Source organism: Neisseria sp. HMSC070H10 (assembly GCF_001837635.1).
Lineage (GTDB): Bacteria > Pseudomonadota > Gammaproteobacteria > Burkholderiales > Neisseriaceae > Neisseria > Neisseria subflava_A.
Map to the genome: position 1 here is coordinate 13,925 of NZ_KV833376.1, position 23,828 is coordinate 37,752.

Here is a 23,828-nt window from a genome sequence, read left to right on the forward strand (position 1 = left end):
ATCTGATTGGCTTGCGGCATCACTTTATTGAATAGTCCCAAATCCACCGCACGCACCGGCGAAAAATTGCTCACGCCGATGGCGCGGATTTTGCCGGCTGCCTGATATTCTTCCAGCGCGCGCCATGTACCGTAGCTGTCGCCGTAAGGCTGATGAATCAGCACCATATCGATGTAATCCAAATTCAGACGGCCCAATGAACGATCCAACGAGGCTTTGGCGGCTTCGTAGCCGAAATTTTCTACCCAAATTTTGGTGGTAACGAACAATTCTTCGCGCGCCACACCGCTGTTTTTAATTCCCAAACCGACTTCGGTTTCATTCATATAAACCTGCGCGGTGTCGATGTGACGATAGCCTGCCTTGATGGCGGCAATCACGGCCTGTTCAGTTTCTGCGGGCGGAATTTGGAATACGCCGAAACCAAGTGCAGGAATTTGTACGCCGTTGTTTAATGTGATGTTTTGCATGATATTGTCTCCTGTTTGTTCTCATAAACGTGTAGCCATTTTAGCCCGTGTTTTTATTGAGATAAATTAGGTTTGGTTTTATGATGTCGTGAATTAAATTCACTAATCACCTAAAACGGGGTAGGAAAATGCAGAACTTTAACGAACTGAATTATTTTTTGACCTTGGCGCAAACGCAGAGTTTTGTGAAGGCAGGACAGCTTTTGGGGATTTCTTCTTCGGCGTTGAGCCACAGCATGAAAAATTTAGAAACGCGGCTAAATTTGCGCCTGCTCAACCGCACTACGCGCAATGTGTCGCTGACCGAAGCCGGACAGCAGCTTTTCGACCAACTTTTCCCACTTTATCAAGCCATAAACCAAGAAGTCGATGCTTTAAATGATTTTTTGAATACGCCATCGGGATTGATTCGCATCAATGCCCCTGCAATGGCAGCGGAAGCCGTGTTGTATCCAAAATTAAAGCCGATTTTGAACCAATACCCGAAAATCCGCTTGGAAATCGTGGTGGACGACCGCTGGGCAGATATTGTGAAAGAAGGGTTTGACATAGGCGTGCGGCTGGGCAACGATGTGGCGAAAGAGATGATTGCCGTGCCGATTTCTGCACCGCTCAAAATGGTATTGGTTGCCTCGCCCGATTATTTGGCGCAATACGGTTCGCCGAAAAATATTGATGATCTGCAACAGCACCGCCTTATCGGCATAAAACTCTCTGCTGAACACGGCACGGAGATGCAGTGGGAATTCAAATACAAAAAAGAGCTGATTACGTTCACGCCAAAATCGCAGTTTTCCATCAATAATCATCTGCGCCTGCAAGCCGTTTCAGACGGCCTTGGCATTGCGTGGATAGCATATATGAGCGTAGCGGATGCACTCAATTCGGGGCACCTGGTCGAGCTGTTGCCTGAATACGCAATCACTTACGAACCGTTTTACCTCTATTACCCCAGCCGCCGCGGGCATTCCAATGTATTTAAGTTGATTGTGGATGCGTTAAAAGTAAAAGCCGTCTGAAATTTCAGACGGCTTTTTTCATAACAAAGAGAGGCCAAATTTTCCAGTATTTTTGCAAATTCTCTTTAAAAGATGACCGCTTATCAATCTAGCCTCACAGTCTCTCCGTCTTCCGGAACGTTAACACGGCTTTCAATGCCTTGACCGCGTATAAATTTACGCATATCGGCGCGGCTGACGGCGGTATGATTCACGGTATCCATGTGTACGGTGATGATTTTGGCTTTAGGCATGACTTGGCTGGCTTTTAATACATCAGCCGTCCCCATAATAATGCCGTCTGAAATGCCTGAAATCAGCGCGTAGCCTGTGTTCATAATCAGATAATCGGGTTTGTAGCGGTTCAATGCTTTGTTTACATCTGCCGTCCACACAGTATCACCCATAATATAAGCGGTTTTATGTCCGCTGCTTTGGAATACCACACCCATTGCATCACCTAAGATTTCGGCTAGCTGCGGGTTGGCATACATGGCCTCTGTACCATGTACGCCGCCGGTTTTGCTGATAGTTACGCCGTTGAAGACAGTGCTGCCGTTCAACACGCGTACATCAGTAAAGCCTTGGCTGCGGATTTTTGCCGCGTCGGCTTGGTGCTGCACATATACGGGCAGGTTTTTCGGAATGGAACGTGCGGCGGTTTCGTCCCAATGGTCTTCGTGGGTATGGGTAACGATGACTGCATCCACACCGTCCAAAATTTTATTCACGCTCATCGGCAGCCCGACCAGCGGCATTTTGGCTTGGTTATTGAACGTGCCGGCAAAGCCGTTCATGGAATGCTTGGGGGCGAAAAACGGGTCAATCAAAAACGTCTGCCCCGCATATTCGACCTTGGCGGTAGCGTTACGGATATGTTGGTATGAATCGTCTGCCCAAGCGGAAAAGGCTGTCGCGCCCAAAACAGTGGCAAGAATAAATTGCTTGAATTTCATGATGTTGCTCCTTAAAAAATCATGGAGCGTATTTTAAGCAGCAGGTGTATCGGCTAAAATAGGCAATATTGCCAACAAACGCAAGGATAGTGCCAAAATGTCGTCTGAAAACGAGCGTAACGAGTTTCGCCAAAATCAAGCTGTTCCCAAAATCGTGTTATATGCTCAATCGGGCATGAATGATTTTGTCTTCAACATTCCCTTTTCTGTTTTTCAGACGGCCTATCGGGACAATCCGCTCTTTGACCTGAAAATCTGTTCCGATGATAGCAAAGACGTCATCACGGCACTGGGCGCAAGCATTCCCGTACACGGCGGATTGGATTTGACGGAAGAAGCCGACATCATCGTCATCGCAGGCTGGCGCAATATTGAAGAAACCCCGACGCCGGAACTGGCTGAGAATTTACAGCGGGCAGCGAAACGTGGTGCGCATATCACCGCCCTATGCTACGGCTCTTACGCCCTTGCCTACACAGGACTTTTAGACGGCAGAACCGCCGCCACCCACTGGCTTGCCGAAGACGACTTTGTCCGCCGTTTCCCTAAAATTCATCTGGATACCAACCGCCTATATGCGGAAGACGGCAACTTTTTAACATCGGCAGGTGCGGCAGGCGGGCTAGATTGCTGCCTGTACCTCATCCGCAAAATCCACGGTGCAACCATTGCCAACGACCTTGCCCGTACCTTGGTTGCGGCACCACACCGCGAAGGCGGGCAGGCACAGTTTATCCACCGACCTGTCGAACGTCGTACCGCCGATGACAAAATCAACCGCTTATTGGACGAACTGCGCCAAAACCTTGCCACCTCATACCGCTTGGACGATTTGGCAAAAAAATTAGCTGTTTCCCGCCGTACCTTTATCCGCCATTTTTCTCAAGCCACAGGCATGAATTTCGGCGAGTGGCTCACCACAGAGCGGCTATGGCAGGCGCAGGATTTATTGGAAAATACGGATTTGCCGATAGACCGCATCGCCGAACAAAGCGGCTTCGGCAGCGCGGCAAACCTACGTTTACAGTTCAAAGCCAAGTTTAAAATCAATCCGAATGCCTGGCGGAAAGTATTTGGCAGATAGCTTGCGTTAGTCAATCCAAAATACCTGAGTGCAGGCTGCTTTGGAGGTCGTCTGAAAACCCAAAAAGCAGCCTGTACTTTTCAGACGGCCTTTTTTCTTTTTCAAAGAGTAGAGAAATTTCAAAGAGTTTTTATAAATCATCTTCAAAATCCAAACGCTTGTTCTATCCTAATCATTTATATTCAAAGATGACAAGCTCAATCTCATCCTCGCCAATAGAGATAGCGGCTATTATATGGATACAAGATGCCGTCTGAAAGTTGAGTTTCAGACGGCCTTTGTGTAATGTGAGCTTTCCTACCATTTTTCCTTGCATCGATGAATCATACTTCCTCTACGATGTAAATTATGTAAACACTGTGTTGATGGTTTATCATAGCTAGACTCGCACCTAGCAATCATAAATACCGCAATATGTATAAAATCAAAAACCAATAAGAGAAAAAATGAATAAACAACAACTTGCAGCCAAAATTTGGCAATCTGCGAATAAAATGCGTTCCAAAATTGAAGCGAACGAATACAAAGACTACATCTTAGGCTTTATTTTCTACAAATTTTTGTCCGACAAACTGGAGAAATTTGCCCTTGAACAAGGCTTAGAAAAATCAAATTTTGCCGATGAGCTTACCGAATCTAACGTGGATCTTGTCAACCATATCAAAAGAAACCTCGGCTATTTCATCAGCTACGAACATCTATTCTCAACTTGGTTAGCCCAAGGCTCGGATTTCAATATTGCCAACGTCCGCACTGCAATGAGCGCTTTCAGCCGCAATATTGCAGAAAACTACATCTCAGTTTTTGACGGCATTTTCAAAACCTTAGAATCCGGTTTGAGCAAATTGGGCGATACCGCCGCCAGCCAAACCAATGCGGTGAAAGACCTTTTCGTACTGATTGCCGATATTCCGATGGACGGCAAACAGGGCTATGACGTATTGGGCTTTATTTATGAATACCTGATTAGCATGTTTGCTGCCAACGCAGGCAAAAAAGCGGGTGAATTTTATACGCCGCACGAAGTATCTTTGCTGATGTCGGAGATCATTGCCGACCATCTCAAAGATCGCGAAGAAATCAGCATTTACGACCCGACCAGCGGCTCAGGTTCATTGCTGATCAACATCGGCCATAGCGTTGCCAAACATCTCAAAAGCGCCGACAGTATCAAATATTACGCACAAGAATTAAAAGAAAACACTTACAACCTCACGCGCATGAATTTGGTCATGCGCGGCATTTTGCCGAGCAATATTTTCACCCGCAACGCCGACACATTAGAAGACGACTGGCCGCTGGAAGGCGATCCGCTGTATCTGGATGCCGTAGTGTCCAATCCGCCCTATTCCCAGCCGTGGAATCCCAAAGACAAAGAAGGCGACATCCGCTACAAACGTTTTGGCGTCGCCCCGCAGGCAAAAGCCGATTTTGCCTTTTTATTGCACGACCTCTTCCACTTAAAACCCGACGGCATCATGACCATCGTCTTGCCGCATGGCGTGCTTTTTAGAGGTGGCGAAGAAGAGAAAATCCGAAAAAATCTGATTGAATACAATCATATCGATGCCATTATCGGTCTGCCTGCCAATATCTTTTTTGGTACGGGCATTCCCACCATCATCGTCGTTTTACGCCAAGAGCGCGAACGTAACGACGTGTTGATGATTGACGCCTCCAAGCATTTCATCAAAGTGGGCAAAAACAACCATTTGCAGGCAAGCGACATCAAGCGCATTGTCGATTGCGTGACCCATCGCCGGGAATTGCCTAAATTCTCCCGCATTGTGCCGAAAGCCGAAATTGTGGCAAACGGCTACAACCTCAACATTCCACGCTATGTCGACTCTGCCGAGCCGGCAGAGCAATGGGATATTTTCGCCACCATACACGGCGGCATTCCCAAAGCCGAGCTGGCACAATTCGCAGACTATTGGGCAGCCTTTGACGGTTTACAGACAGCCTTATTTACCGATAACGGCACACCTTATGTGCAGCCGAAAACTGACAATCTTAAAGCCGCCATGCAAAGCCACGCCAGCGTGCTGAATTACCAAGCGCAATTTGCAGAAAACTTTGCCGATTTCCCCGCTCGCTTGGAAATCCTGCTGATTGAGCCGATGGAAACGCTCAATATCTCCCAAACCCAGCAGCAGCTTGCCGAACTCATCCGCCAAAAAGTGCAGGCAATGCCCCTATTGGATTTTTATACCGCCTATCAAAAACTCGATGACCTATGGCGCGCCGATGTGGCAGGCATTGCCGCCGATTTGGAGATGATTCAAACCGAGGGCAAACAGGCAATTAAGCAGGTTGATCCATTTATGGTGTTGAAAAAAGACAGCAAAACCAAAAAAGAAGCCGAAGTACAAGACGGCTGGGTGGGGCATATTCTGCCGTTTGAATTGGTACAGGCCGTCAAATTGCCGCAGGAATTGGCAAACCTGAAAGCCAAAGAAACCCGTTTAGAGGAAATCGCCGCCGAAATGCAAAGCATTTTGGAAAACCTAAGTGAAGAAGAAAAAGCCTGCCCTGCCGTCAATGAACAAGGCGACGGCTTTATCAATGCCGAAATTCCAAAAGCCTTGCAACAAGAATTGGAAGCCGACGGCATAACAATTGCTAAAAAAGCCGACTTGACCAAAGCCATCGACAAACACATTTTTGCCGAAGAAAGCCTGGGCGCAAAATTGCAGGCTGCCTATAAACTGCTTGCCGAAGAAAAAACGCTCAAGGCAGAACTCAAAACCCAATCCGCCGAGCTTCACAGCAAAACCAAAGCCGCCATTGAAGCACTTAGCGATGCCGAAGCCCTCGATTTGCTCCGCCAAAAATGGTTTGTTCCGCTCAATGCCGCGATGTGCAGGCTGCCTGAAAACATGCTGGCGCAATTCAGCCAAAAACTGACCGCACTTTGCGACAAATATGCCGACACCTATCAGCACATCAGCGAGCGTAAACAGGAAAGCTCCGCCGCACTGGCGCAAATGATGGACGAACTCACCGGCAGCGAGTTTGATTTGCAGGGCATTGCCGCATGGCAGGCGATTTTGAAAGGCTAAGGGGGCAAAATGAATAAGCAACAAGAGCCACGTTTGCGGTTTAAAGGGTTTACAGAAGAGTGGAAAAATAAAACTTTAGGCGATTTAGGAAGAGTAGAAATGTGTCGCCGTATTTTTAAAGAGCAAACCCAGCCAAGTGGTGAAATTCCCTTTTTTAAAATCGGTACATTTGGACAAGAACCAGACGCATTTATCAGTAGTGAATTATTTGAGGAATACCGCCAAAAATACCCTTATCCTAAACAAGGAGATATTTTAATTTCTGCTGCGGGTACAATTGGCCGAACGGTTAAATTTACAGGGGAGAATGCGTATTTTCAAGATAGCAACATAGTTTGGTTGCGTTTTGATGAAAGCCAAATAACTTCAACATTTTTAAATATCACATACCAAAATATTAAATGGGATTTAGAAGGAAGCACAATCAAGCGGTTATATAACAGTGATTTATTATCAGCAGAAATAACTGTACCTTCCCTTCCTGAACAAACCCACCTCGGTTTGTTTTTCAGTCGTTTAGACAGCCAAATTGCCGAGAGCCGTGCGGTATTGGAAAAAAGCCGTCAGCTTAAAAAGGCAATGCTGGCAAAAATGTTCCCCGCAAACGGTGAAAAAATACCAAAAATCCGCTTTAAAGGGTTTGAGGGGGAATGGGAGACATATCAAATTTGTGATTTATTTAGAATTACTCGTGGTAATGTCTTAGCTACGACAAATTTAGTAGATAATAAAAATGAAGATTATTGTTATCCTGTCTATAGTTCACAAACGAAAAATAAAGGTCTGATGGGATATTGGAAACATTACCTGTTTGAAAATGCGATTACTTGGACAACTGATGGAGCAAATGCTGGAGATGTAAATTTTCGTTCAGGGAAATTCTATTGCACAAATGTGTGTGGGGTTCTAATTAATGAAGAGGGTTTTGCAAATCAATGTATTGCTGAGATTCTCAATTTAGTTACACACAGCTATGTATCCTATGTTGGAAATCCTAAATTGATGAATAATGTAATGGCGGAAATTCCTATACTTATTCCACCAACCATTAAAGAACAAACCGCTATCGGTAATTTCTTCCGCCAACTAGACGAAACCATTGCCTTACAGTCGGCAGAAGTCGAAAAATTAAACCAACTCAAAAAAGGGCTGTTGGCGGCGATGTTGGTATAGGGCAGTGTCCCTGCCCATGATTGAGGCCGTCTGAAAAATTGTAGTAGCGCCCTTACGGAGAAAAAGAATGTTTAATAAAGAAGCTGATTTTGAAAACGCACTGATTGCCTTGCTTGCCACCAAAAGCTGGGAAAAGGAAGTGTTGCGCTATCCTACCGAAGAAGAGTTGATTGCCAACTGGCAGGCGCATTTGAATAAAACCAACCAACATATCGACAAGCTCGATGTGCCGTTGCTTCGCACGGAAATGAACCAGATTTTGGAGCAGGTGCAGGCATTAAAAACGCCTTATGCGCTAAACGGCTTTATCAATGGCAAAACGGTGGCAATCAAGCGTGAAAATGAGGAAAGCCGTCATTTCGGCAAGGAAGTGTCGCTGGATATTTTCGACCGTGAGGAAATTTCTGCCGGCAAAAGCCGCTATCAAATTGCCCAGCAGCCCCAATTTACTCCTCGTTCGGATTTATACCCTAAGCAGCGAGGCGATTTGATGTTGTTAATCAACGGTATGCCGATGTTTCATATTGAGCTGAAACGCTCTGGCGTACCCATCAGCCAAGCAACCAATCAAATTGAGCGATACCATAAGGCAGGCGCGTTTTCGGGCATTTTTAGCCTGGTGCAGGTGTTTGTGGCTATGACGCCGGAAGAATGCCGCTATTTTGCCAATACCGGTGGTCAATTAAATCCTGCGTTTTATTTCCGTTGGGCGGATTTCAATAATGTGTATATGAACGATTGGAATAAGGTGGCGACGCATTTCCTCTCGATTCCGATGGCGCACCAGTTTATCGGCGATTACACCATTGCCGATGCGAAAGACGAGCAGCTGAAAGTGTTGCGCAGCTATCAGTATTATGCGGTCAACAAAATTGCCGACACGGTGGCAAAAACAGATTGGACTTTGGGCAATCAGCGCGGCGGCTATATTTGGCATACCACAGGCTCGGGCAAAACGATGTCGAGTTTTAAATCGGCACAGTTAATCAGCCGCCGTAAAGATGCGGATAAGGTGATTTTCTTGCTCGACCGTATTGAGCTGGGCAAGCAATCGCTGGAGGAATATCAGAATTTTGCCGATAGTAAAGATGATGTGCAGGCAACGGAAAACACCGCCATTTTGCTCGCCAAGCTGAAAAGCAAACAAGACCGCGACCGCTTAATCGTTACCTCCATTCAAAAAATGAGTAATATCAAGGCGGAAGAAGGGGTAAATGAGGCTGACATCGAGCAAATCAGTGGCAAGCGGCTAGTGTTTATCATTGATGAAGCCCACCGCACTACTTTTGGCGATATGTTGCTCACCATTAAGCACACCTTCCCCAATGCGATTTTCTTCGGCTTTACCGGCACGCCGATTGAAGAAGAAAACGCTAAGAAAAATTCAACCACTGCCACGGTTTTCGGCAATGAATTGCACCGCTATTCGATTGCAGACGGCATTCGCGATGAAAATGTGCTGGGCTTTCACCCCTTCCATATCCGTACCTTTAAAGACAGCGACTTACGCAGATCTGTCGCTTTGCAAGAAGCCAAAGCAACAGATGAAAGCGAAGTATTTGCCGATGATCAAAAGAAAAAAATCTACAATCAATTTATGAATGATGTGCCGATGGCGGGAGAATATACTTCAGACGGCAAATATCAAAAAGGCATTGAAGATTATATACCCAATGTGCAATATCAAACGCCGGAACATGTGAATGCAGTTATCGACGACATACTGGAAAATTGGCGACGCCTCAGCCAAGGCAAAAAATATCATGCCATTTTTGCCACCAGCTCTATTCCCGAAGCGGTCAATTATTACCGCCTAATTAAAGCCAGAATTGCTGAGGAAGCTAAAGATTCTGAGGAAGCTAAAAATTCCTTGCCGAAACTGACCGCCCTTTTTGATCCGAATATTCTTAACGATGGGCAAGGCAACGATAAGGAAAAATGGATTGCCGAAATTTTGGAAGATTACAACGCCCAGTTCGGCACAAGCCTCGGCTATGCCACTTATTCCCGATTTAAAACGGATTTGTCGGATAGGTTGTCGCATATCAATGCGTATAAGAGAATCAAGCCCGACGAGCAGCTGGATTTGTTGATTGTAGTCGATCAGATGCTGACAGGCTTCGACAGCAAATGGCTCAATACGCTCTATCTAGACAAAATTTTGGATTACGCCAACTTGATTCAGGCGTTTTCCCGCACTAACCGCGTATGCGACAAAACCGATAAGCCTTTTGGTTTAATCCGCTATTACCGCAAGCCGCATACGATGCAACGCAATATTGAGCGAGCCGTAAAACTTTATTCGGGCGACCGTCCAATGGGGCTGTTTGTCGATAATTTAGATAAGGTTATCGACAAAATGAATGTCTGTTTTTCCGATATTGCCGATATTTTCAAATGGGCAGGATTAGAGGATTTTTCAAAAAACCCTGATGATACAACCTCATGCGCAAAGTTTGTCAAACTATTCAATCAGCTCAATGAGCACTTACAAGCTGCTCGGCTCTTGGGTTTTTCTTGGGAAAAATCAAGCTATGACGTGGTACAGGAAGACGACAGCGTGATCACTGCCACACTCAATTTCGATCAAGAGACCTACGATAAACTGCTGGCTCGTTATAAAGATTTGTTTAAAGAAAGTTCAGGCAATGGTGGCGGTAGCGATGATGTGCCATTTGATTTGCGTTCGCACATCAACGAAATCGAAACCGATAAAATTGATCAAAATTATATGAATGCCCGTTTTGAAAAATGGCTTAAAACCATCGGCGGCATAGAAGAAGCTGCTGCACTTGAGGAGCTACACCACTCTTTTGCTACGCTTTCTAAGGAAGATCAAAAATTTGCTGAGTTGTTTTTACATGATGTGCAATCCGGCGATATCAAGCTTGATCCAAATTTAGCATTAAGTGATTACATCACCACGTATAAACAAAAAGATGCCAATGATAAGGTGCTAAAAGTAATTAAAGGTTTAGGGCTGGATGGAGATTTGCTACGTGCACTGCTGGCAAGAAAATATACCAGCGAAAATTTGGACTTAGGCAGACTAAATGACCTAAAAGAAACAGTCGATAGGGAAAAAGCCAAAGCTTATTTTAACGAAGAACGTATATTTTATTTAAATATACGGATTGATGAATTTCTAAGGGAACTAATTACAAGATAGTTATTACCTATTGAAAGATATTAAATAATCATCAAGTCAGCCTATCTCTACCTGAACATTAGTCCCCTTACTGATCCAACTACAAAGGCTGGGCCAAATCGTTTTCCGTGTTGTAGCTGATAAAATCCTGTTCATGAGGAAAATGGACGATCCGCGCGCGCTGTTGCTGCAGCCAGCCGCGGATGCTGCGCATTCCTGAATAAAGGTATGGCACGGTGCTTTGCAGGATTTGCGGCCGGATAAACATCACGCTGTAATGCGGTCTGGCAGGGGTCTCCACATAGAATGCATTACACAATGGCGTGCGCCGCGCGATGGTTTCAAACTGGGAAACCAAGTTTTCCGGCAAACGCGGCATATCGCAGGATACGATAAGCAGCCAATCGGCAGTGGCAATTTGCAAATCGTTGGCGGCTGTACACAAGGCGGCTAAAGGGCCGTAATGCTGCCATTGGCGCGCATCAGAGAAAACGTGCGCGCTGCGTTGGGCGTAAGACTCAAGGTTGCGATTGGCACTGATGGCGATGTGGCTGACTTGGGGGCGGATTTTTTCGATAACATGATCTATCAAGGCTTTGTTGTGCCATTGCACCAACCCCTTATCGACACCTTCCATCCGGCTTCCCTGCCCGCCGGCCAATATCAGTGCGAAAATTTTCATTTTGGTAGTCCTTTGCGAAGCAGAGTATGGAGTGTGGTTCAAGATGTTGTGTTTATTGGATAAGTTTCAAGGTTTCAGGCCGTCTGAAACCTTATTTTCATGATTTAATTCACTTGAGATGAATTTTATCATAACATGATTTTACATTAAACCCCTGTTTTTTCTTATCATAACCACACAATTATTTTAGACAGGTTGTTTATAGACCAAAAGAATGATATTTTTATAAGATTATCGGATTAGTTCCCCTGCGTGCTTTATGCGTTTATTCTCCGGATCTTCAGACGGCCTGAGCCTGTCTTCGCGTTTAAAACTGCTGACTTTTTTATGGGTCAGTTCGGCATTTTTGTCGATTGTCTTTACCCTTCTGCTTTCTTGGCGTTTGGAAAACGCGGCTAAAACGATTGAAGATGCAGGCAGTTTGAAAATGCAGGTGTATCGTTTGGCTTATATGGCAAGCGTCCGTACGCCCAATGCGCAAATTGATAACCAAATCAAAGAATTTGAGCGTACGCTGGCCAATGTGACGCAAAGTGATGCCATTCATCCGCTGATTCCGTCTCAAACGCCGTTGGCTTACGACTTGATTCAATCGATGCTGTTGATTGATTGGGAATCCAACATCAAGCCGTCTTTGCAACATTACGAGCGTCCAACCCAAATCGGCCTGTATCGTTTTGCCGGCAACATCGAGCTGTTTTTACAGGCGATGGAAAATGCCAACGAGCAAAATACCTTGTGGCTGCGCCGCTTTCAAATGGCCATGATGCTGATGATTGTTGTGGCCGCAGGCTTGATGATTGTTTGGCATTATTCATGGATTATCCGGCCCTTGGAAAAACTGCGTGATGGCGTAGAAACCATCAGCAAAGGGCATTTCGGCGTTCAAATCGAGACAGACCAGATCCGTGAGTTTGCCCAAGTAAGCAAGGGTTTTAACCAAATGAGCCGCCGTCTGCATACGCTTTATACAGACTTGGAAGGACAAGTTGCCAAACAAACCCAAGACTTGGCGCGGCAAAACCGTGATTTAACCCTGCTCTACCAAACCACGCGCAATCTGCACCAAACTTTTACGCCCCAACAGGCGGCAGAAGAATTTTTAACTCAGATTCTGCCGGCGTTTTCAGCCTTAGGAGGTACGGTATATCTTTCCGATGAGGAGCGGAAACGTTCTGATTTGGCGGCAAGCGTCGGTGAAACCGAAGAAGGAAATCGTGTAGAATTTCCGATCGTTTATCAAGACGAACAGCTCGGCGTACTGACCCTATATTTTTCAGACGGCCATATGCCTGATGAGCAAGACGAAAAACTGCTGCATACTTTAAGCGGACAGCTGGGCATTTCCATCGCCAACAACCGCATGGAACAAGAGCGCCGCCTGCTTGCAGTCTTGCAGGAGCGTAACTTGATTGCGCAAGGTTTACATGACAGCATCGCGCAAGCTTTGACCTTTTTGAATTTGCAGGTACAAATGCTGGAAAGCGCGTTTGCCTCAGACCAACGCGAGCAGGCCGAAGAAAATATCGGCTTCATCAAAGACGGCGTGCAGGAATGCTACGAGGACGTACGCGAACTTTTAATGAATTTCCGCACCAAAATCAGTAATAAAGATTTTCCTGAAGCGGTAGAATCGCTGCTGGCGCGTTTTGAACGACAAACCGGTATTCCAGTTGATTTAAAATGGCAGGACGACGGGCAGGCTTTGAATTATGATGAGCATTTGCAGATTATCTTCATCTTGCAGGAAAGCCTGTCTAATATCCGTAAGCACGCGCGTGCGCAACATGTCAGCGTCGAAATTGCCAACCACGGCGATTTTGTCATGACGATTCGTGACGACGGCGCTGGCTTTAATAAAGAACACCTATCAAACCGGCCTTCAGGCGAACATGTCGGCTTGGGCATTATGCAGGAACGGGCCCAACGGATTAACGCAGAATTGGCCATTACATCGCAGATTGGGCAAGGTACAGTTGTTATGCTGACGTTGCCGCAACAAATGAGAACAGCATCATGACGATTAAAATTACCCTTATTGACGACCACACCCTATTTCGCAGCGGTATCAAGGCCTTACTTTTACGCCAGCCTGATTTTGAAGTCGTCGGCGAAGCTTCAGACGGCCTGGCCGGCGTAAAAATGGTTGAGCAGCTCAAGCCTGATGTGGTTTTGCTGGACTTGGATATGCCGGTCATGAACGGCCGCGAAGCATTGGCCCAAATTTTAAGTATCAATCCGCAGCTGACCGTCATCATGCTGACCGTTTCTGAAGACAGCGATGATTTGACCGAATGTATGCGTATGGGTGCAAAAGGCTTTTTGCTGAAAAACATCAATGCCGACTTCCTGTTGGAAAGCATCCGCAAAGCCGTCGATGGCGACAATGTATTCTCTCCAGAAATGACCAGCCGCTTGGTGCAATCGCTGATTTCTCCATCTCCTTCCCGCTCCGACCATCTGCTGGAGCAACTGACCCCGCGTGAGATGGAAATCTTGGGCTATCTTGCCGCCGGACACAGCAACAAAATCATTGCCCGCCATTTGAATCTGGCAGAGTCAACCGTCAAAGTGCATGTGCAAAACCTGTTGCGCAAGTTGAACCTAAGCAGCCGCGTCCAAGCAGCGGTTTATGCGGTGCAACACAAAGTACCGCAACCGGTATTGTCTTAAAAAGGCCGTCTGAAACCTTCTTTTTAAAAGGTTTCAGGAAAAGCGTTTATTCGCTATAATCACGCCGATTTATATGCAGGGTTGTCTGATTCTTTCAGACGGCCTTTTTATTTGATTTCCCACTGATTTAAAACAACATGTCCGAAAATATTCCAGAAAATACACCCGAAAATACCGTTCCTGAAGAACACAAACGCAGCATCCGCAGTTTCGTCTTGCGCCAAGGCCATATGACCGCGGCCCAACAGCGCGCGATCGATACGATGTGGCCGCAATTCGGTGTGGACTTCCAAGAGGCTCCTTTGGATTTGAACCACGCTTTTGGACGGGATAATCCTAAAGTTTTGGAAATCGGTTTCGGTATGGGCGTTGCGACAGTGGAAATCGCCAAACGTCTGCCCGATACCGACTTTTTAGCAATTGATGTTCACGGCCCGGGCGTCGGCAATATCTTGAAGCTGATTGAGGAAGAACACATTTCCAATATCCGCGTGATGCGTCATGATGCGGTGGAAGTAGTGGAAAAGATGCTGGAAGACAGTTCTTTATACGGTATTCATATTTTCTTCCCTGACCCTTGGCACAAAAAACGTCACAATAAACGCCGCTTGGTACAAGTGCCGTTTGTTGAAAAGCTGCTGCCCAAACTCAAAAGCGGCGGCTATGTCCATATGGCAACCGACTGGGAAGAATACGCCGTGCAAATGCTGGAAGTTTTGAGCAGTTTTGACGCTTTGCAAAACACGGCTGCCGATTACGCCCCTACGCCTGATTATCGTCCTGAAACCAAATTTGAAGCCCGAGGCAAACGATTGGGTCATGGCGTTTGGGACTTGGTGTTCCGTAAGAAATAGCCGAACATAAAACACAAGGCCGTCTGAAAAATTTCAGACGGCCTTTTATCTTACTGATTAAGCTAAGAAAAGTTTATAAGCCGGATTATCGGTTTCTTCTTTATAAACATAACCCAAGCTCTCCAAGAAGTCGGTAAAGGCTTCATTGTCGCTTTCAGGTACATCGATACCGACCAAAATACGGCCATAGTCCGCACCATGATTGCGATAATGGAACAAGGTAATATTCCATTCGGCACGCATATGGTTCAAGAAGCGGGACAATGCGCCGGGACGCTCTGGGAATTCAAAGCTGACCAAGCGTTCGCTGGATACTTTTTCCGTACGTCCGCCGACCATGTAACGGATATGGATTTTGGCGATTTCGTCATTGGTCAGATCGACATTGGGCAGGCCTGCTTCAGTCAGTTGTTCACTGATGACGGCCAAGTCTTGCGCACCGGCGGTTTGCAGGCCGACAAAAATATGAGCATTGTTGTCGTTGCCGTAGCGGTAGTTGAACTCGGTAATGTTCCGACTACCCAATACATTGATAAACTTGAGGAAGCTGCCTTTTTCTTCAGGAATGGTAACGGCAAAAATACCTTCGTTGCCCTCGCCCAGTTCACTGCGTTCTGAAACATGGCGCAGGCGGTGGAAGTTCATGTTGGCGCCGCTGGTAACGGCAACCAGGTTTTGACCTTGGATATTGTTTTTCGCAACGTAAGCCTTCAAGCCGGCAAGCGCCAATGCGCCTGCAGGTTCGGTAATGCTGCGCGTATCGTCAAAAATATCTTTAATTGCGCCGCACAACATATCCGTATTGACCGTAATAATCTCGTCCAGCAGCTCTTTACACAGGCGGAAGGTTTCATCACCGACAACCTTGACCGCCGTGCCGTCTGAAAACAGGCCTACATCTTTCAAATGTACGATTTCCCCTGCCTCAACCGATTGTTTCATACAGCAAGAATCATCGGTTTGCACGCCAATGACTTTAATTTCAGGGCAAACCTGTTTGATAAACGCCGCTACACCCGCTGCCAAACCGCCGCCGCCAATCGGGACAAAAATCGCATTGATATTGCGATGTTGTCGGAGAATTTCCATGCCGACAGTTCCCTGACCGGCAATCACATCAGGATCATCAAACGGCGCGATATAAGTCAGTTTTTCCTTTTCTGCCAACTCCATCGCATAATCATAGGCATCGTTGTAAGACACGCCTTTCAATACCACTTCGCCGCCTCGGCTCTTGACCGCATCAATTTTGATTTTCGGCGTAGTTTCCGGCATCACAATCACCGCACGGCAACCCAAATACTGCGCCGACAAAGCCACACCCTGTGCATGGTTGCCCGCACTGGCAGCAATCACGCCGCAATCCAAGGCTTCTTTAGGCAGTTTCGCCATTTTGTTGTACGCGCCGCGGATTTTGAACGAAAACACCGGCTGCAAATCTTCACGTTTGAGCAAAACCTGATTGTTCAGACGGCCTGACAGACTGCGCGCCAAATCCAAGGGCGTTTCTACGGCCACATCATAAACGGAAGCGGTCAAAATACGGGTTAGATAATCAGAAAGAGGAAGGGAATGGTTCATGGTATTTTAGTGTTCGGAAATAAATTGCAATTCGGTCAAATCGACCGGAGGAAAAAGTTAAAACCATACCCCTGAGGCCGTCTGAAGGCAAGAAAAATCTTAGCAAAGCCTAAATGAGACGGTATAATGTCCGCTTAATATCTATTTAATATGCCAAACTGTTTACTTTGAAACAGTGTCCACTCATATTCAAATCCACACATAATGATGAAAAAAACGCTACTTAGCTTAATTTTTGCTGCCCTCCTGAATACTCCTGCCCTTGCTGCAGACCCGGTTGCTTCCGCACCTGCCGTACAAAGCGAGGCTCAAACGCAGCCGCTGCTGCGCAGCATCAACAGCCCGACAACACCGCCGGAAATTGCGGCGACTGCCTACATCGTTACCGACCTGCACAGCAAGCAAACTTTGGCATCCAACAATGCCGACACGCCTATCGAGCCTGCCGCATTGACACAAATGATGACCGCCTACCTTGCCTTTAAAGCACTGGAAAACGGTACGCTCCAAGCAGATCAAATGCTGACAGTTTCAAACGTCGGCTGGAAAGTCGAAGGTTCTCGTATGTTCCTCGCCCCCAAAGTTCCTGTCAGCGTCAGCGATTTGATTAAGGGTACAACCATCCAGTCAGCCAACGATGCCGCCATTACCCTTGCCGAAGCTATTGGCAACGGCTCTATCGACGAATTCGTCAAACAAATGAACGAAGAAGCCAAACGCTTGGGCATGAAGCATACCCACTTCAACAACCCGACCGGTATTTCTTCTAACGGCCATGTTTCAACCGTTGGCGACTTGGCCATTTTGGCAGCCGCGCTGATCAATGACTATCCGAAATACTATCCTTTGTTTGCAAACAAATCTTTCAAATACAATAACATCGAGCAGCCCAACCGTAATCTCCTGCTCTATCGCGACAGCAGTATCGATGGTTTGAAAACCGGATATAGCGAAGGCGCAGGCTACCATCTCGCTGCTTCCAGCAAACGCAACAACCGCCGCATTGTTTCCATCCTTGCCGGTGCCGAATCCACCGAAGCGCGCGCCAGCGAAAGCAGCAAATTGCTCAACTGGTCATTGCAGGCATTTGATACACCTAAACTGTACAACGGCGGAGAAGTGATTTCCCAAGTCAAAGTTTACAAAGGCGGTACCAAAGCCGTAGATATCGGTTTCTTGGACGATGTTTACATTACCATTCCCCACGATACCGGCAAAAACGTCAAACCAATCTTAGAAACGCTTCAGCCCGTCCTCGCCCCGATTGAAAAAGGCCAAGTATTGGGCAAGCTGAAAGTCATGAAAGACGGCAAAATCATTGCCGAAAAAGACGTCGTCGCCCTGACCGGCGTGGAAGAAGGCAGCTGGTTGCGCCGTATGTGGGACGCGATTGTGTTGTGGTTTAAAGGTTTATTCAGTTAATCCTCTTTCTATCAAAACATAAATAAAGGCCGTCTGAAATTTTCAGACGACCTTTTGTATATCTGTTTTATGGCTTTAATAAAAATTCCTAATAAGAAATTTATCCATTTTAATCTTAGCAGTTTCAGTGATTGACAATATGAAACGCTTCAAAAAAATGCCGTCTGAAAACATAAAGATTTTCAGACGGCATTTCAATACCTTAATAGGCTATCAGTATGGGCTTAAACTAAGCCTTTTTTCTCCAGATAGCTTTCGTAATCGCCCAAGTAGTGTTCATATCCGCCTTTGCCATCCAATTCGATGATTTGGGTAGCCAATGAAGATACAAACTGACGGTCATGCGATACGAAAATCAGCGTGCCGTTGTATTTTTCCAGCGCCATGTTCAAGGATTCGATGCTTTCCATGTCCATGTGGTTGGTCGGTTCGTCCATGACCAAAACATTAGGTTTCAACAGCAACAGTTTGCCGTAAAGCATACGGCCTTTTTCGCCACCGGAGAGAACCTTCACTTTTTTCACAACATCGTTGCTGCCGAAGAGCAAGCGGCCTAAAGTGCCGCGGATGACTTGTTCGTCATCGCCTTCTTGACCCCATTGGCGCATCCATTCACTCAGGTCCATATCGACGTCGAAGTCATTTTCATGGTCTTGCGGATAGTAGCCGACGCTAGCTTTTTCCGCCCATTTGATGGTGCCTTCGTCCGGCAACAGGCCGTCTGAATATTCGGGGTTGTACGCGCCGGCCAAGAGTTTCAGCAAGGTAGATTTACCTGCGCCGTTCGGGCCGATGATGGCAAGGCGTTGGCCTGCTTCAAGGATAAAGTTCAGGTTTTTAAACAACTGAGTTTCAAAACGTTTAGCCAGTTTTTCAACTTCCACCGCCTGACGGTGCAACTTGGCTTTTTCGTCGGCTTCAAAACGGATATATGGGTTTTGACGGGTAGAAGGTTTGACTTCGACCATCTCCGATTTGATTTTGTCTGCCTGTTTCAGACGGCTGGTTGCCTGACGGGCTTTGGATTTGTTAGCGGAGAAGCGTGCGACAAACTCTTGCAGCTCTTGCAGTTTCTCTTTGGCTTTGGCGTTGTCTTTCAGGGCGCGCTCACGCGACTGGGCAGAAGCGAGCATATAGTCGTCGTAGTTGCCCGGATAGATGGTGATGGTGTTGTAGTCCAAATCCGCCATGTGTGTGCAGACTTCGTTCAAAAAGTGACGGTCATGCGAGATGATGATCATGGTGGAGTCGTATTGGTTCAACACGCCTTCCAGCCAGCGGATGGTATTAATGTCCAAGTTATTGGTCGGTTCGTCCAAGAGCAATACATCTGGTTTGGAGAACAGGGCTTGCGCCAGCAATACGCGCAGTTTGAAGCCCGGAGCGACTTCTGCCATGGTCGCATTGTGCAAATCTTCGGAAATGCCCACGCCGCTCAATAATTCGGCAGCGCGCGCTTCGGCGGTGTAGCCGTCGTATTCGGCGAACTTGGCTTCCAGTTCGGCAGCTTTCATATAGTCGTCTTCGGTGGCTTCGAGGTTGGCGTAAATCGCGTCGCGTTCGGTCATCGCCGCCCACATTTCGGTGTGCCCCATCATCACCACGTCCAGCACGCGCATGTCTTCGTAGGCAAACTGGTCTTGGCGTAATTTACCCAAACGCACGCCGTTTTCAATCGCTACTTCGCCGGCAGTCTGTTCCAAATCGCCGCCGAGGATTTTCATGAAGGTGGATTTGCCTGAGCCGTTGGCGCCGATCAAGCCGTAACGGTTGCCTTCGCCGAATTTGACGGATACGTTTTCAAACAGCGGCTTTGCGCCGAACTGCATGGTGATGCCGTTGGTAGAAATCATTATTCGTAAAACCTTTATAAATAGAATGTTATAATCGGACGCGATTGTAGCATATTTTTGCAAAGACCTCAGGATTGAGGCCATGGCAAATGCGCCCAATTTCGATGCAAGATGAAAACAGGCAACGCTTCACGCAAAAATGCGTTGTAGGCAGCATTTCAGGCCGTCTGAAACGGAGAAACGATATGGAAACGCACAAAATCTATTACGCCGTGATTATTTTAGTATGTGCCGCTTCCATGCTGCTCAGCCCGTTTTTCTATATCCGCCGCACGCGCTCGGGCGCCGAATTGCGGCGCGCACCCAGACAGTGGAAACCCATCCTATTCGCCAACATCATCATGATTGCGGCTTTGTTTGTTTGGTGGAAATGGTTTTAAGGAAAAATAAAAATGAACAAACTTTGGATCAGCACATTACTGCTCGCTTTGACAACTGCGGTTTCCGCCGCGCCTATTTTTGAATGTACCGATTCTGCCGGCCGCAAAATCTATACCCAAGCCGGCGGCAAAAACTGCAAAACCAGCAATATCGGCAAACCGTCCGTATATACTTCTGCGCCTGTTTCAACACCGGCAACGCCGACTTCCCCAAGCAAAGCCGAGCAGGCGGAAGAAGCTGTCGCCCCGATCAATCCGGCTGACGTTGGCGCGGCCAAGCGTGCTTTAGATACCGCCAAGAAAAATTTGGAAGAAGGCAAAAAAGTGCGTTATGGCAATGAACGCAACTATGCCCGTTATCTCGAACGGATCAACGGTTTGGAAAAAGCCGTCCGCTCGGCTCAGGAAAACTATGACGCGGCGCAACGCCAGCCTGCATATCAAGATCCTGTTGCCTATTGATTCTTACCACACCAGCAAGGCCGTCTGAAATTTGGTTTTCAGACGGCCTTTTCAGCTTTTCAATATAACAAAATCGTCTTTATACCAAACAAAGCATTCTTTCCAGTTTTCAGACGGCCTTGTTAAAGTAAGCGTGTATTAAATTCTGACGGTTGCCATTATGTTGTTACTCAAAACGCCTTCTGTATTGCCGGGTTTCAAGCTCAGCCTGGGTTTGACGGTTTTATGCCTGTCGCTTTTGGTGGTTTTGCCGTTTACAATGATGGCGGCCAAAGCGGCGGAAATCGGCTGGAGCGGATTTTGGAACACAATTACCGAACCCAATGTCTTGGCGGCCGTCTGGCTGAGCTTGCGGATGTCGTTTTATGCGATGTTGACCAATATCGTGTTCGGCACGTTGGTTGCCTGGGTATTGGTGCGCTATGAATTTCCGGGCAAAGGATTGGTAAACGCTTTGGTCGATTTGCCGTTTGCGCTGCCGACGGCGGTAACAGGCATTGCGTTGGCAACCTTGTATGCGCCCAATGGCTGGATAGGCCATTTTTTCGAGCCTTTGGGCATCAAAATCGCCTTTACGCCCATCGGTATTTGGATTGCGCTGATTGTCGTCAGCCTGCCCTTTATCGTCCGCGCCGTGCAGCCGGTATTGGAAGAATTGTCGGGCGAGTATGAAGAAGCGGCGGCGACTTTGGGCGCAAGCCGTTGGACTACGTTCCGCCGCGTCCTTTTGCCTGAAATTACACCAGCCCTGTTGACCGGAGCTGGCATGATGTTTGCCCGCTCTACCGGCGAATACGGCTCGGTCATTTTTATCGCAGGCAATATTCCGATGGTGTCTGAAATCCTGCCCTTGATTATTACCGGCAAGCTGGAGCAATACGATGCTCAGGGCGCGTCTGCCGTTGCTCTGTTTATGCTGATGATTTCGTTTGTCATCCTGCTGATTTTGAACATTATGCAATGGACTTTAAGCCGCCGCGCCGGAGCGAGGGTTTAACAAACAACAGGCCGTCTGAAACATCAAGCAAAAATTTTTCAGACGGCCTAAACGGATACAAGAATAAATAGAGACTTCACTAACATGAGAACCCATTCCACTAATCCAAACCTGAGCGAACCGCGTTGGCTGCGCGTGTTGCTGACCGCTACCGCCTTGGGCTTTCTGCTGCTGATGCTGGTCGTGCCTTTGGTTGCCGTGTTTTACGAAGCCTTAAAAGGCGGTTGGGATTTGTACCTGCAATCTCTGACCGATCCCGAAGCATGGTCTGCCATCAAATTAACGCTAATTACCGCGCTGATTGTCGTTCCTGTCAATGCCGTATTGGGCGTGGCGATGGCGTGGCTGTTGACCCGTTTTGATTTTCGCGGCAAGCAGTTGCTGACTACCCTGCTCGATTTGCCGTTTTCCGTATCGCCCGTGGTAGCCGGTTTGATGTTCGTCTTATTGTTCGGCGCGCACACGGCATTGGGCGGCTGGCTGGAAGCGCAAGGCATACAGATTATCTTCGCTATCCCCGGCATTATTTTGGCGACGCTGTTCGTTACCTTTCCCTTTGTCGCACGTGAAATCATTCCTTTAATGCAGGCGCAGGGCGACAGCGAAGAACAGGCCGCGCTGATTCTCGGCGCAAGCGGCTGGCAGATGTTTTGGCGCGTTACCCTGCCCAACATCAAATGGGCGCTGCTCTACGGCATCATCCTCACCAACGCCCGTGCGATGGGCGAGTTCGGCGCGGTCAGCGTGGTATCGGGGCATATCCGCGGCGAAACCAACACCATCCCGCTTTTGGTCGAAATCTTCTACAACGAATACAACTTCACCGGCGCATTCGCCCTCTCCGGCGTATTGGCACTTTTAGCCTTGGCCACCTTGCTGGTGCAAAATATCATCACAAAATTACAAGACAAAAAACTCGCCGCCGCCGAAAGGAACGCAGCATGAGCATTACTATTCAAAACCTAAACAAACACTTCGGAACGTTCCACGCGCTGAAAAACATCAACCTCAACGTCCCCACCGGCAAACTCGTTTCCCTGCTCGGCCCTTCCGGCTGCGGCAAAACCACTCTCCTGCGCATTATCGCCGGACTGGAAAACGCCGACGGTGGCAATATTCTCTTTGACGGCCAAGACGTAACCGCCAAGCATGTGCGCGAGCGCAAAGTCGGCTTCGTATTCCAACACTACGCCCTCTTCCGCCACATGAACGTGTTTGACAACGTCGCCTTCGGTTTGACCGTATTGCCCAAGTCCGAACGCCCGTCCAAAGAACAAATCCGCGCCAAAGTCGAAGAATTGCTCAAACTCGTGCAGCTCTCCCACCTCGCCAAATCCTATCCGCACCAACTCTCCGGCGGCCAACGCCAGCGCATCGCCCTCGCCCGTGCGCTTGCGGTCGAACCGAAACTCCTGCTTTTGGACGAACCCTTCGGCGCGCTGGATGCCAAAGTGCGCAAAGAATTGCGTACCTGGCTGCGCGACATTCATCATAACCTAGGCGTAACCAGCATTCTGGTAACACACGACCAAGAAGAAGCCCTCGAAGTTTCCGACGAAATCGTCGTCATGAACCACGGCAAAATCGAACAAACCGGCAGCGCCGAAGCCATTTACCGCAAACCCGAAAACGCCTTCGTTACCGAGTTTCTCGGCGAAACCGACGCATTTGAAGGACGCATCGAAAAAGGCATCTGGCATTACCACGGCTTCGCGTGGAAATTGGACGCGCACTATAAATGGCAGGAACAAACCGCTATCGGCTACATCCGTCCGCACGAATGGCAGCTTGCCGCCGAAAACGAAACACCGATGATCCGTGCCAAAATCGAAAAAATCCACGCCGTCGGCGCATTGACGCATATTTTGGTCAAACACGACAAACAGGACGTACATATCACGCTGGCTGGCAGCGATGCCGCGCGTTACCAAATTGCCGAAGGCAAAGAATTGAAGCTGATTCCGAAACAGGTTTATGTCTTTTCTCAAAACGAACTGATTGAATATTCGATTTGAGACTAAATCATAAGGCCG

Annotated in this window: 19 protein-coding genes; 14 read left to right on the forward strand and 5 right to left on the reverse strand. The window is 47.5% G+C overall.

Annotated features, from left to right (window positions below; genetic code table 11):
- Positions 1 to 470, reverse strand: a 470-nt coding sequence (locus HMPREF2606_RS06020) for an aldo/keto reductase (RefSeq protein ID WP_141762183.1), incomplete at its 3' end; no start/stop codon positions are given.
- A gap of 128 nt (positions 471 to 598) precedes the next feature.
- Between HMPREF2606_RS06020 and HMPREF2606_RS06025 the strand changes: the two genes are divergently transcribed.
- On the forward strand, positions 599 to 1,489 hold the full coding sequence (locus HMPREF2606_RS06025; protein ID WP_070843439.1) for a LysR family transcriptional regulator: 891 nt from the start codon (positions 599 to 601) through the stop codon (positions 1,487 to 1,489).
- Positions 1,490 to 1,572: 83 nt separating this feature from the next.
- On the opposite strand, the gene HMPREF2606_RS06030 is transcribed toward HMPREF2606_RS06025, so the two are convergent.
- A complete protein-coding gene (locus HMPREF2606_RS06030) occupies positions 1,573 to 2,424 on the reverse strand; it encodes an MBL fold metallo-hydrolase (protein WP_070712958.1) in 852 nt (283 codons plus the stop codon).
- A 97-nt stretch (positions 2,425 to 2,521) separates the two neighbouring features.
- Here HMPREF2606_RS06030 and HMPREF2606_RS06035 point away from each other — a divergent pair, with 97 nt between their 5' ends.
- The 4 genes from HMPREF2606_RS06035 (at position 2,522) to HMPREF2606_RS06050 (ending at position 10,912) form a co-directional block, all read left to right on the forward strand.
- The gene (locus tag HMPREF2606_RS06035) at positions 2,522 to 3,508 is read left to right on the forward strand and encodes a GlxA family transcriptional regulator (protein ID WP_070712956.1); all 987 of its coding nucleotides are present in this window, start codon (positions 2,522 to 2,524) and stop codon (positions 3,506 to 3,508) included.
- A gap of 446 nt (positions 3,509 to 3,954) precedes the next feature.
- Positions 3,955 to 6,570: a type I restriction-modification system subunit M gene (locus HMPREF2606_RS06040; protein WP_070646087.1), complete on the forward strand. Its 2,616-nt coding sequence runs from the start codon at positions 3,955 to 3,957 to the stop codon at positions 6,568 to 6,570.
- Positions 6,571 to 6,579: 9 nt separating this feature from the next.
- On the forward strand, positions 6,580 to 7,743 hold the full coding sequence (locus tag HMPREF2606_RS06045) for a restriction endonuclease subunit S (RefSeq protein ID WP_070646090.1): 1,164 nt from the start codon (positions 6,580 to 6,582) through the stop codon (positions 7,741 to 7,743).
- A gap of 67 nt (positions 7,744 to 7,810) precedes the next feature.
- On the forward strand, positions 7,811 to 10,912 hold the full coding sequence (locus tag HMPREF2606_RS06050) for a type I restriction endonuclease subunit R (protein ID WP_070712954.1): 3,102 nt from the start codon (positions 7,811 to 7,813) through the stop codon (positions 10,910 to 10,912).
- A 79-nt stretch (positions 10,913 to 10,991) separates the two neighbouring features.
- Here HMPREF2606_RS06050 and mobA read toward each other — a convergent pair whose 3' ends face one another.
- On the reverse strand, positions 10,992 to 11,573 hold the full coding sequence (gene mobA / locus HMPREF2606_RS06055; protein WP_070843440.1) for a molybdenum cofactor guanylyltransferase MobA: 582 nt from the start codon (positions 11,571 to 11,573) through the stop codon (positions 10,992 to 10,994).
- Positions 11,574 to 11,832: 259 nt separating this feature from the next.
- Here mobA and HMPREF2606_RS06060 point away from each other — a divergent pair, with 259 nt between their 5' ends.
- From HMPREF2606_RS06060 to trmB, 3 genes are all read left to right on the forward strand, one after another.
- Positions 11,833 to 13,593, forward strand: a complete 1,761-nt coding sequence (locus HMPREF2606_RS06060; protein WP_070712952.1) for a histidine kinase — start codon at positions 11,833 to 11,835, stop codon at positions 13,591 to 13,593.
- Positions 13,590 to 14,246 carry a response regulator gene (locus HMPREF2606_RS06065; RefSeq protein WP_070712950.1) on the forward strand — a complete coding sequence of 219 codons (657 nt, stop codon included), beginning with the start codon at positions 13,590 to 13,592 and terminating at the stop codon, positions 14,244 to 14,246. The genes HMPREF2606_RS06060 and HMPREF2606_RS06065 overlap by 4 nt, the downstream gene beginning before the upstream one ends.
- A 137-nt stretch (positions 14,247 to 14,383) precedes the next feature.
- Positions 14,384 to 15,100, forward strand: a complete 717-nt coding sequence (gene trmB / locus HMPREF2606_RS06070) for a tRNA (guanosine(46)-N7)-methyltransferase TrmB (protein WP_070712947.1) — start codon at positions 14,384 to 14,386, stop codon at positions 15,098 to 15,100.
- 57 nt (positions 15,101 to 15,157) lie between these two features.
- On the opposite strand, the gene ilvA is transcribed toward trmB, so the two are convergent.
- A complete protein-coding gene (ilvA, locus tag HMPREF2606_RS06075; protein WP_070585312.1) occupies positions 15,158 to 16,681 on the reverse strand; it encodes a threonine ammonia-lyase, biosynthetic in 1,524 nt (507 codons plus the stop codon).
- 204 nt (positions 16,682 to 16,885) lie between these two features.
- Between ilvA and HMPREF2606_RS06080 the strand changes: the two genes are divergently transcribed.
- Positions 16,886 to 18,103, forward strand: coding sequence for a D-alanyl-D-alanine carboxypeptidase family protein (locus tag HMPREF2606_RS06080; RefSeq protein ID WP_070585314.1), 1,218 nt, complete (start codon positions 16,886 to 16,888; stop codon positions 18,101 to 18,103).
- 224 nt (positions 18,104 to 18,327) lie between these two features.
- On the opposite strand, the gene HMPREF2606_RS06085 is transcribed toward HMPREF2606_RS06080, so the two are convergent.
- Positions 18,328 to 19,956 (reverse strand): ABC-F family ATPase, encoded by a 1,629-nt coding sequence (locus HMPREF2606_RS06085; RefSeq protein WP_070712944.1) that lies wholly within the window; start codon positions 19,954 to 19,956, stop codon positions 18,328 to 18,330.
- A gap of 185 nt (positions 19,957 to 20,141) precedes the next feature.
- Here HMPREF2606_RS06085 and HMPREF2606_RS06090 point away from each other — a divergent pair, with 185 nt between their 5' ends.
- From HMPREF2606_RS06090 to HMPREF2606_RS06110, 5 genes are all read left to right on the forward strand, one after another.
- Positions 20,142 to 20,336 (forward strand): hypothetical protein, encoded by a 195-nt coding sequence (locus HMPREF2606_RS06090; RefSeq protein ID WP_036491242.1) that lies wholly within the window; start codon positions 20,142 to 20,144, stop codon positions 20,334 to 20,336.
- A 12-nt stretch (positions 20,337 to 20,348) separates the two neighbouring features.
- Entirely contained in the window at positions 20,349 to 20,798 is a 450-nt protein-coding gene (locus tag HMPREF2606_RS06095; protein ID WP_070712942.1) for a DUF4124 domain-containing protein, read from the forward strand.
- Positions 20,799 to 20,958: 160 nt separating this feature from the next.
- Positions 20,959 to 21,795, forward strand: coding sequence for a sulfate ABC transporter permease subunit CysT (cysT, locus tag HMPREF2606_RS06100; RefSeq protein WP_070712940.1), 837 nt, complete (start codon positions 20,959 to 20,961; stop codon positions 21,793 to 21,795).
- Between the two features lie 84 nt (positions 21,796 to 21,879).
- Entirely contained in the window at positions 21,880 to 22,740 is an 861-nt protein-coding gene (cysW, locus tag HMPREF2606_RS06105; protein WP_070712938.1) for a sulfate ABC transporter permease subunit CysW, read from the forward strand.
- On the forward strand, positions 22,737 to 23,810 hold the full coding sequence (locus HMPREF2606_RS06110) for a sulfate/molybdate ABC transporter ATP-binding protein (protein ID WP_070712936.1): 1,074 nt from the start codon (positions 22,737 to 22,739) through the stop codon (positions 23,808 to 23,810). Before cysW ends, HMPREF2606_RS06110 begins: the two co-directional genes overlap by 4 nt.
- The last annotated feature ends 18 nt before the right edge of the window (positions 23,811 to 23,828 follow it).

Coding starts and splice junctions, on each gene's coding strand:
- HMPREF2606_RS06025 (WP_070843439.1), top strand. CDS start 599: ATGCAGAACTTTAACGAACTGAATTATTTTTTGACCTTGGCGCAAACG.
- HMPREF2606_RS06030 (WP_070712958.1), bottom strand. CDS start 2,424: ATGAAATTCAAGCAATTTATTCTTGCCACTGTTTTGGGCGCGACAGCC.
- HMPREF2606_RS06035 (WP_070712956.1), top strand. CDS start 2,522: ATGTCGTCTGAAAACGAGCGTAACGAGTTTCGCCAAAATCAAGCTGTT.
- HMPREF2606_RS06040 (WP_070646087.1), top strand. CDS start 3,955: ATGAATAAACAACAACTTGCAGCCAAAATTTGGCAATCTGCGAATAAA.
- HMPREF2606_RS06045 (WP_070646090.1), top strand. CDS start 6,580: ATGAATAAGCAACAAGAGCCACGTTTGCGGTTTAAAGGGTTTACAGAA.
- HMPREF2606_RS06050 (WP_070712954.1), top strand. CDS start 7,811: ATGTTTAATAAAGAAGCTGATTTTGAAAACGCACTGATTGCCTTGCTT.
- mobA (WP_070843440.1), bottom strand. CDS start 11,573: ATGAAAATTTTCGCACTGATATTGGCCGGCGGGCAGGGAAGCCGGATG.
- HMPREF2606_RS06060 (WP_070712952.1), top strand. CDS start 11,833: ATGCGTTTATTCTCCGGATCTTCAGACGGCCTGAGCCTGTCTTCGCGT.
- HMPREF2606_RS06065 (WP_070712950.1), top strand. CDS start 13,590: ATGACGATTAAAATTACCCTTATTGACGACCACACCCTATTTCGCAGC.
- trmB (WP_070712947.1), top strand. CDS start 14,384: ATGTCCGAAAATATTCCAGAAAATACACCCGAAAATACCGTTCCTGAA.
- ilvA (WP_070585312.1), bottom strand. CDS start 16,681: ATGAACCATTCCCTTCCTCTTTCTGATTATCTAACCCGTATTTTGACC.
- HMPREF2606_RS06080 (WP_070585314.1), top strand. CDS start 16,886: ATGATGAAAAAAACGCTACTTAGCTTAATTTTTGCTGCCCTCCTGAAT.
- HMPREF2606_RS06085 (WP_070712944.1), bottom strand. CDS start 19,956: ATGATTTCTACCAACGGCATCACCATGCAGTTCGGCGCAAAGCCGCTG.
- HMPREF2606_RS06090 (WP_036491242.1), top strand. CDS start 20,142: ATGGAAACGCACAAAATCTATTACGCCGTGATTATTTTAGTATGTGCC.
- HMPREF2606_RS06095 (WP_070712942.1), top strand. CDS start 20,349: ATGAACAAACTTTGGATCAGCACATTACTGCTCGCTTTGACAACTGCG.
- cysT (WP_070712940.1), top strand. CDS start 20,959: ATGTTGTTACTCAAAACGCCTTCTGTATTGCCGGGTTTCAAGCTCAGC.
- cysW (WP_070712938.1), top strand. CDS start 21,880: ATGAGAACCCATTCCACTAATCCAAACCTGAGCGAACCGCGTTGGCTG.
- HMPREF2606_RS06110 (WP_070712936.1), top strand. CDS start 22,737: ATGAGCATTACTATTCAAAACCTAAACAAACACTTCGGAACGTTCCAC.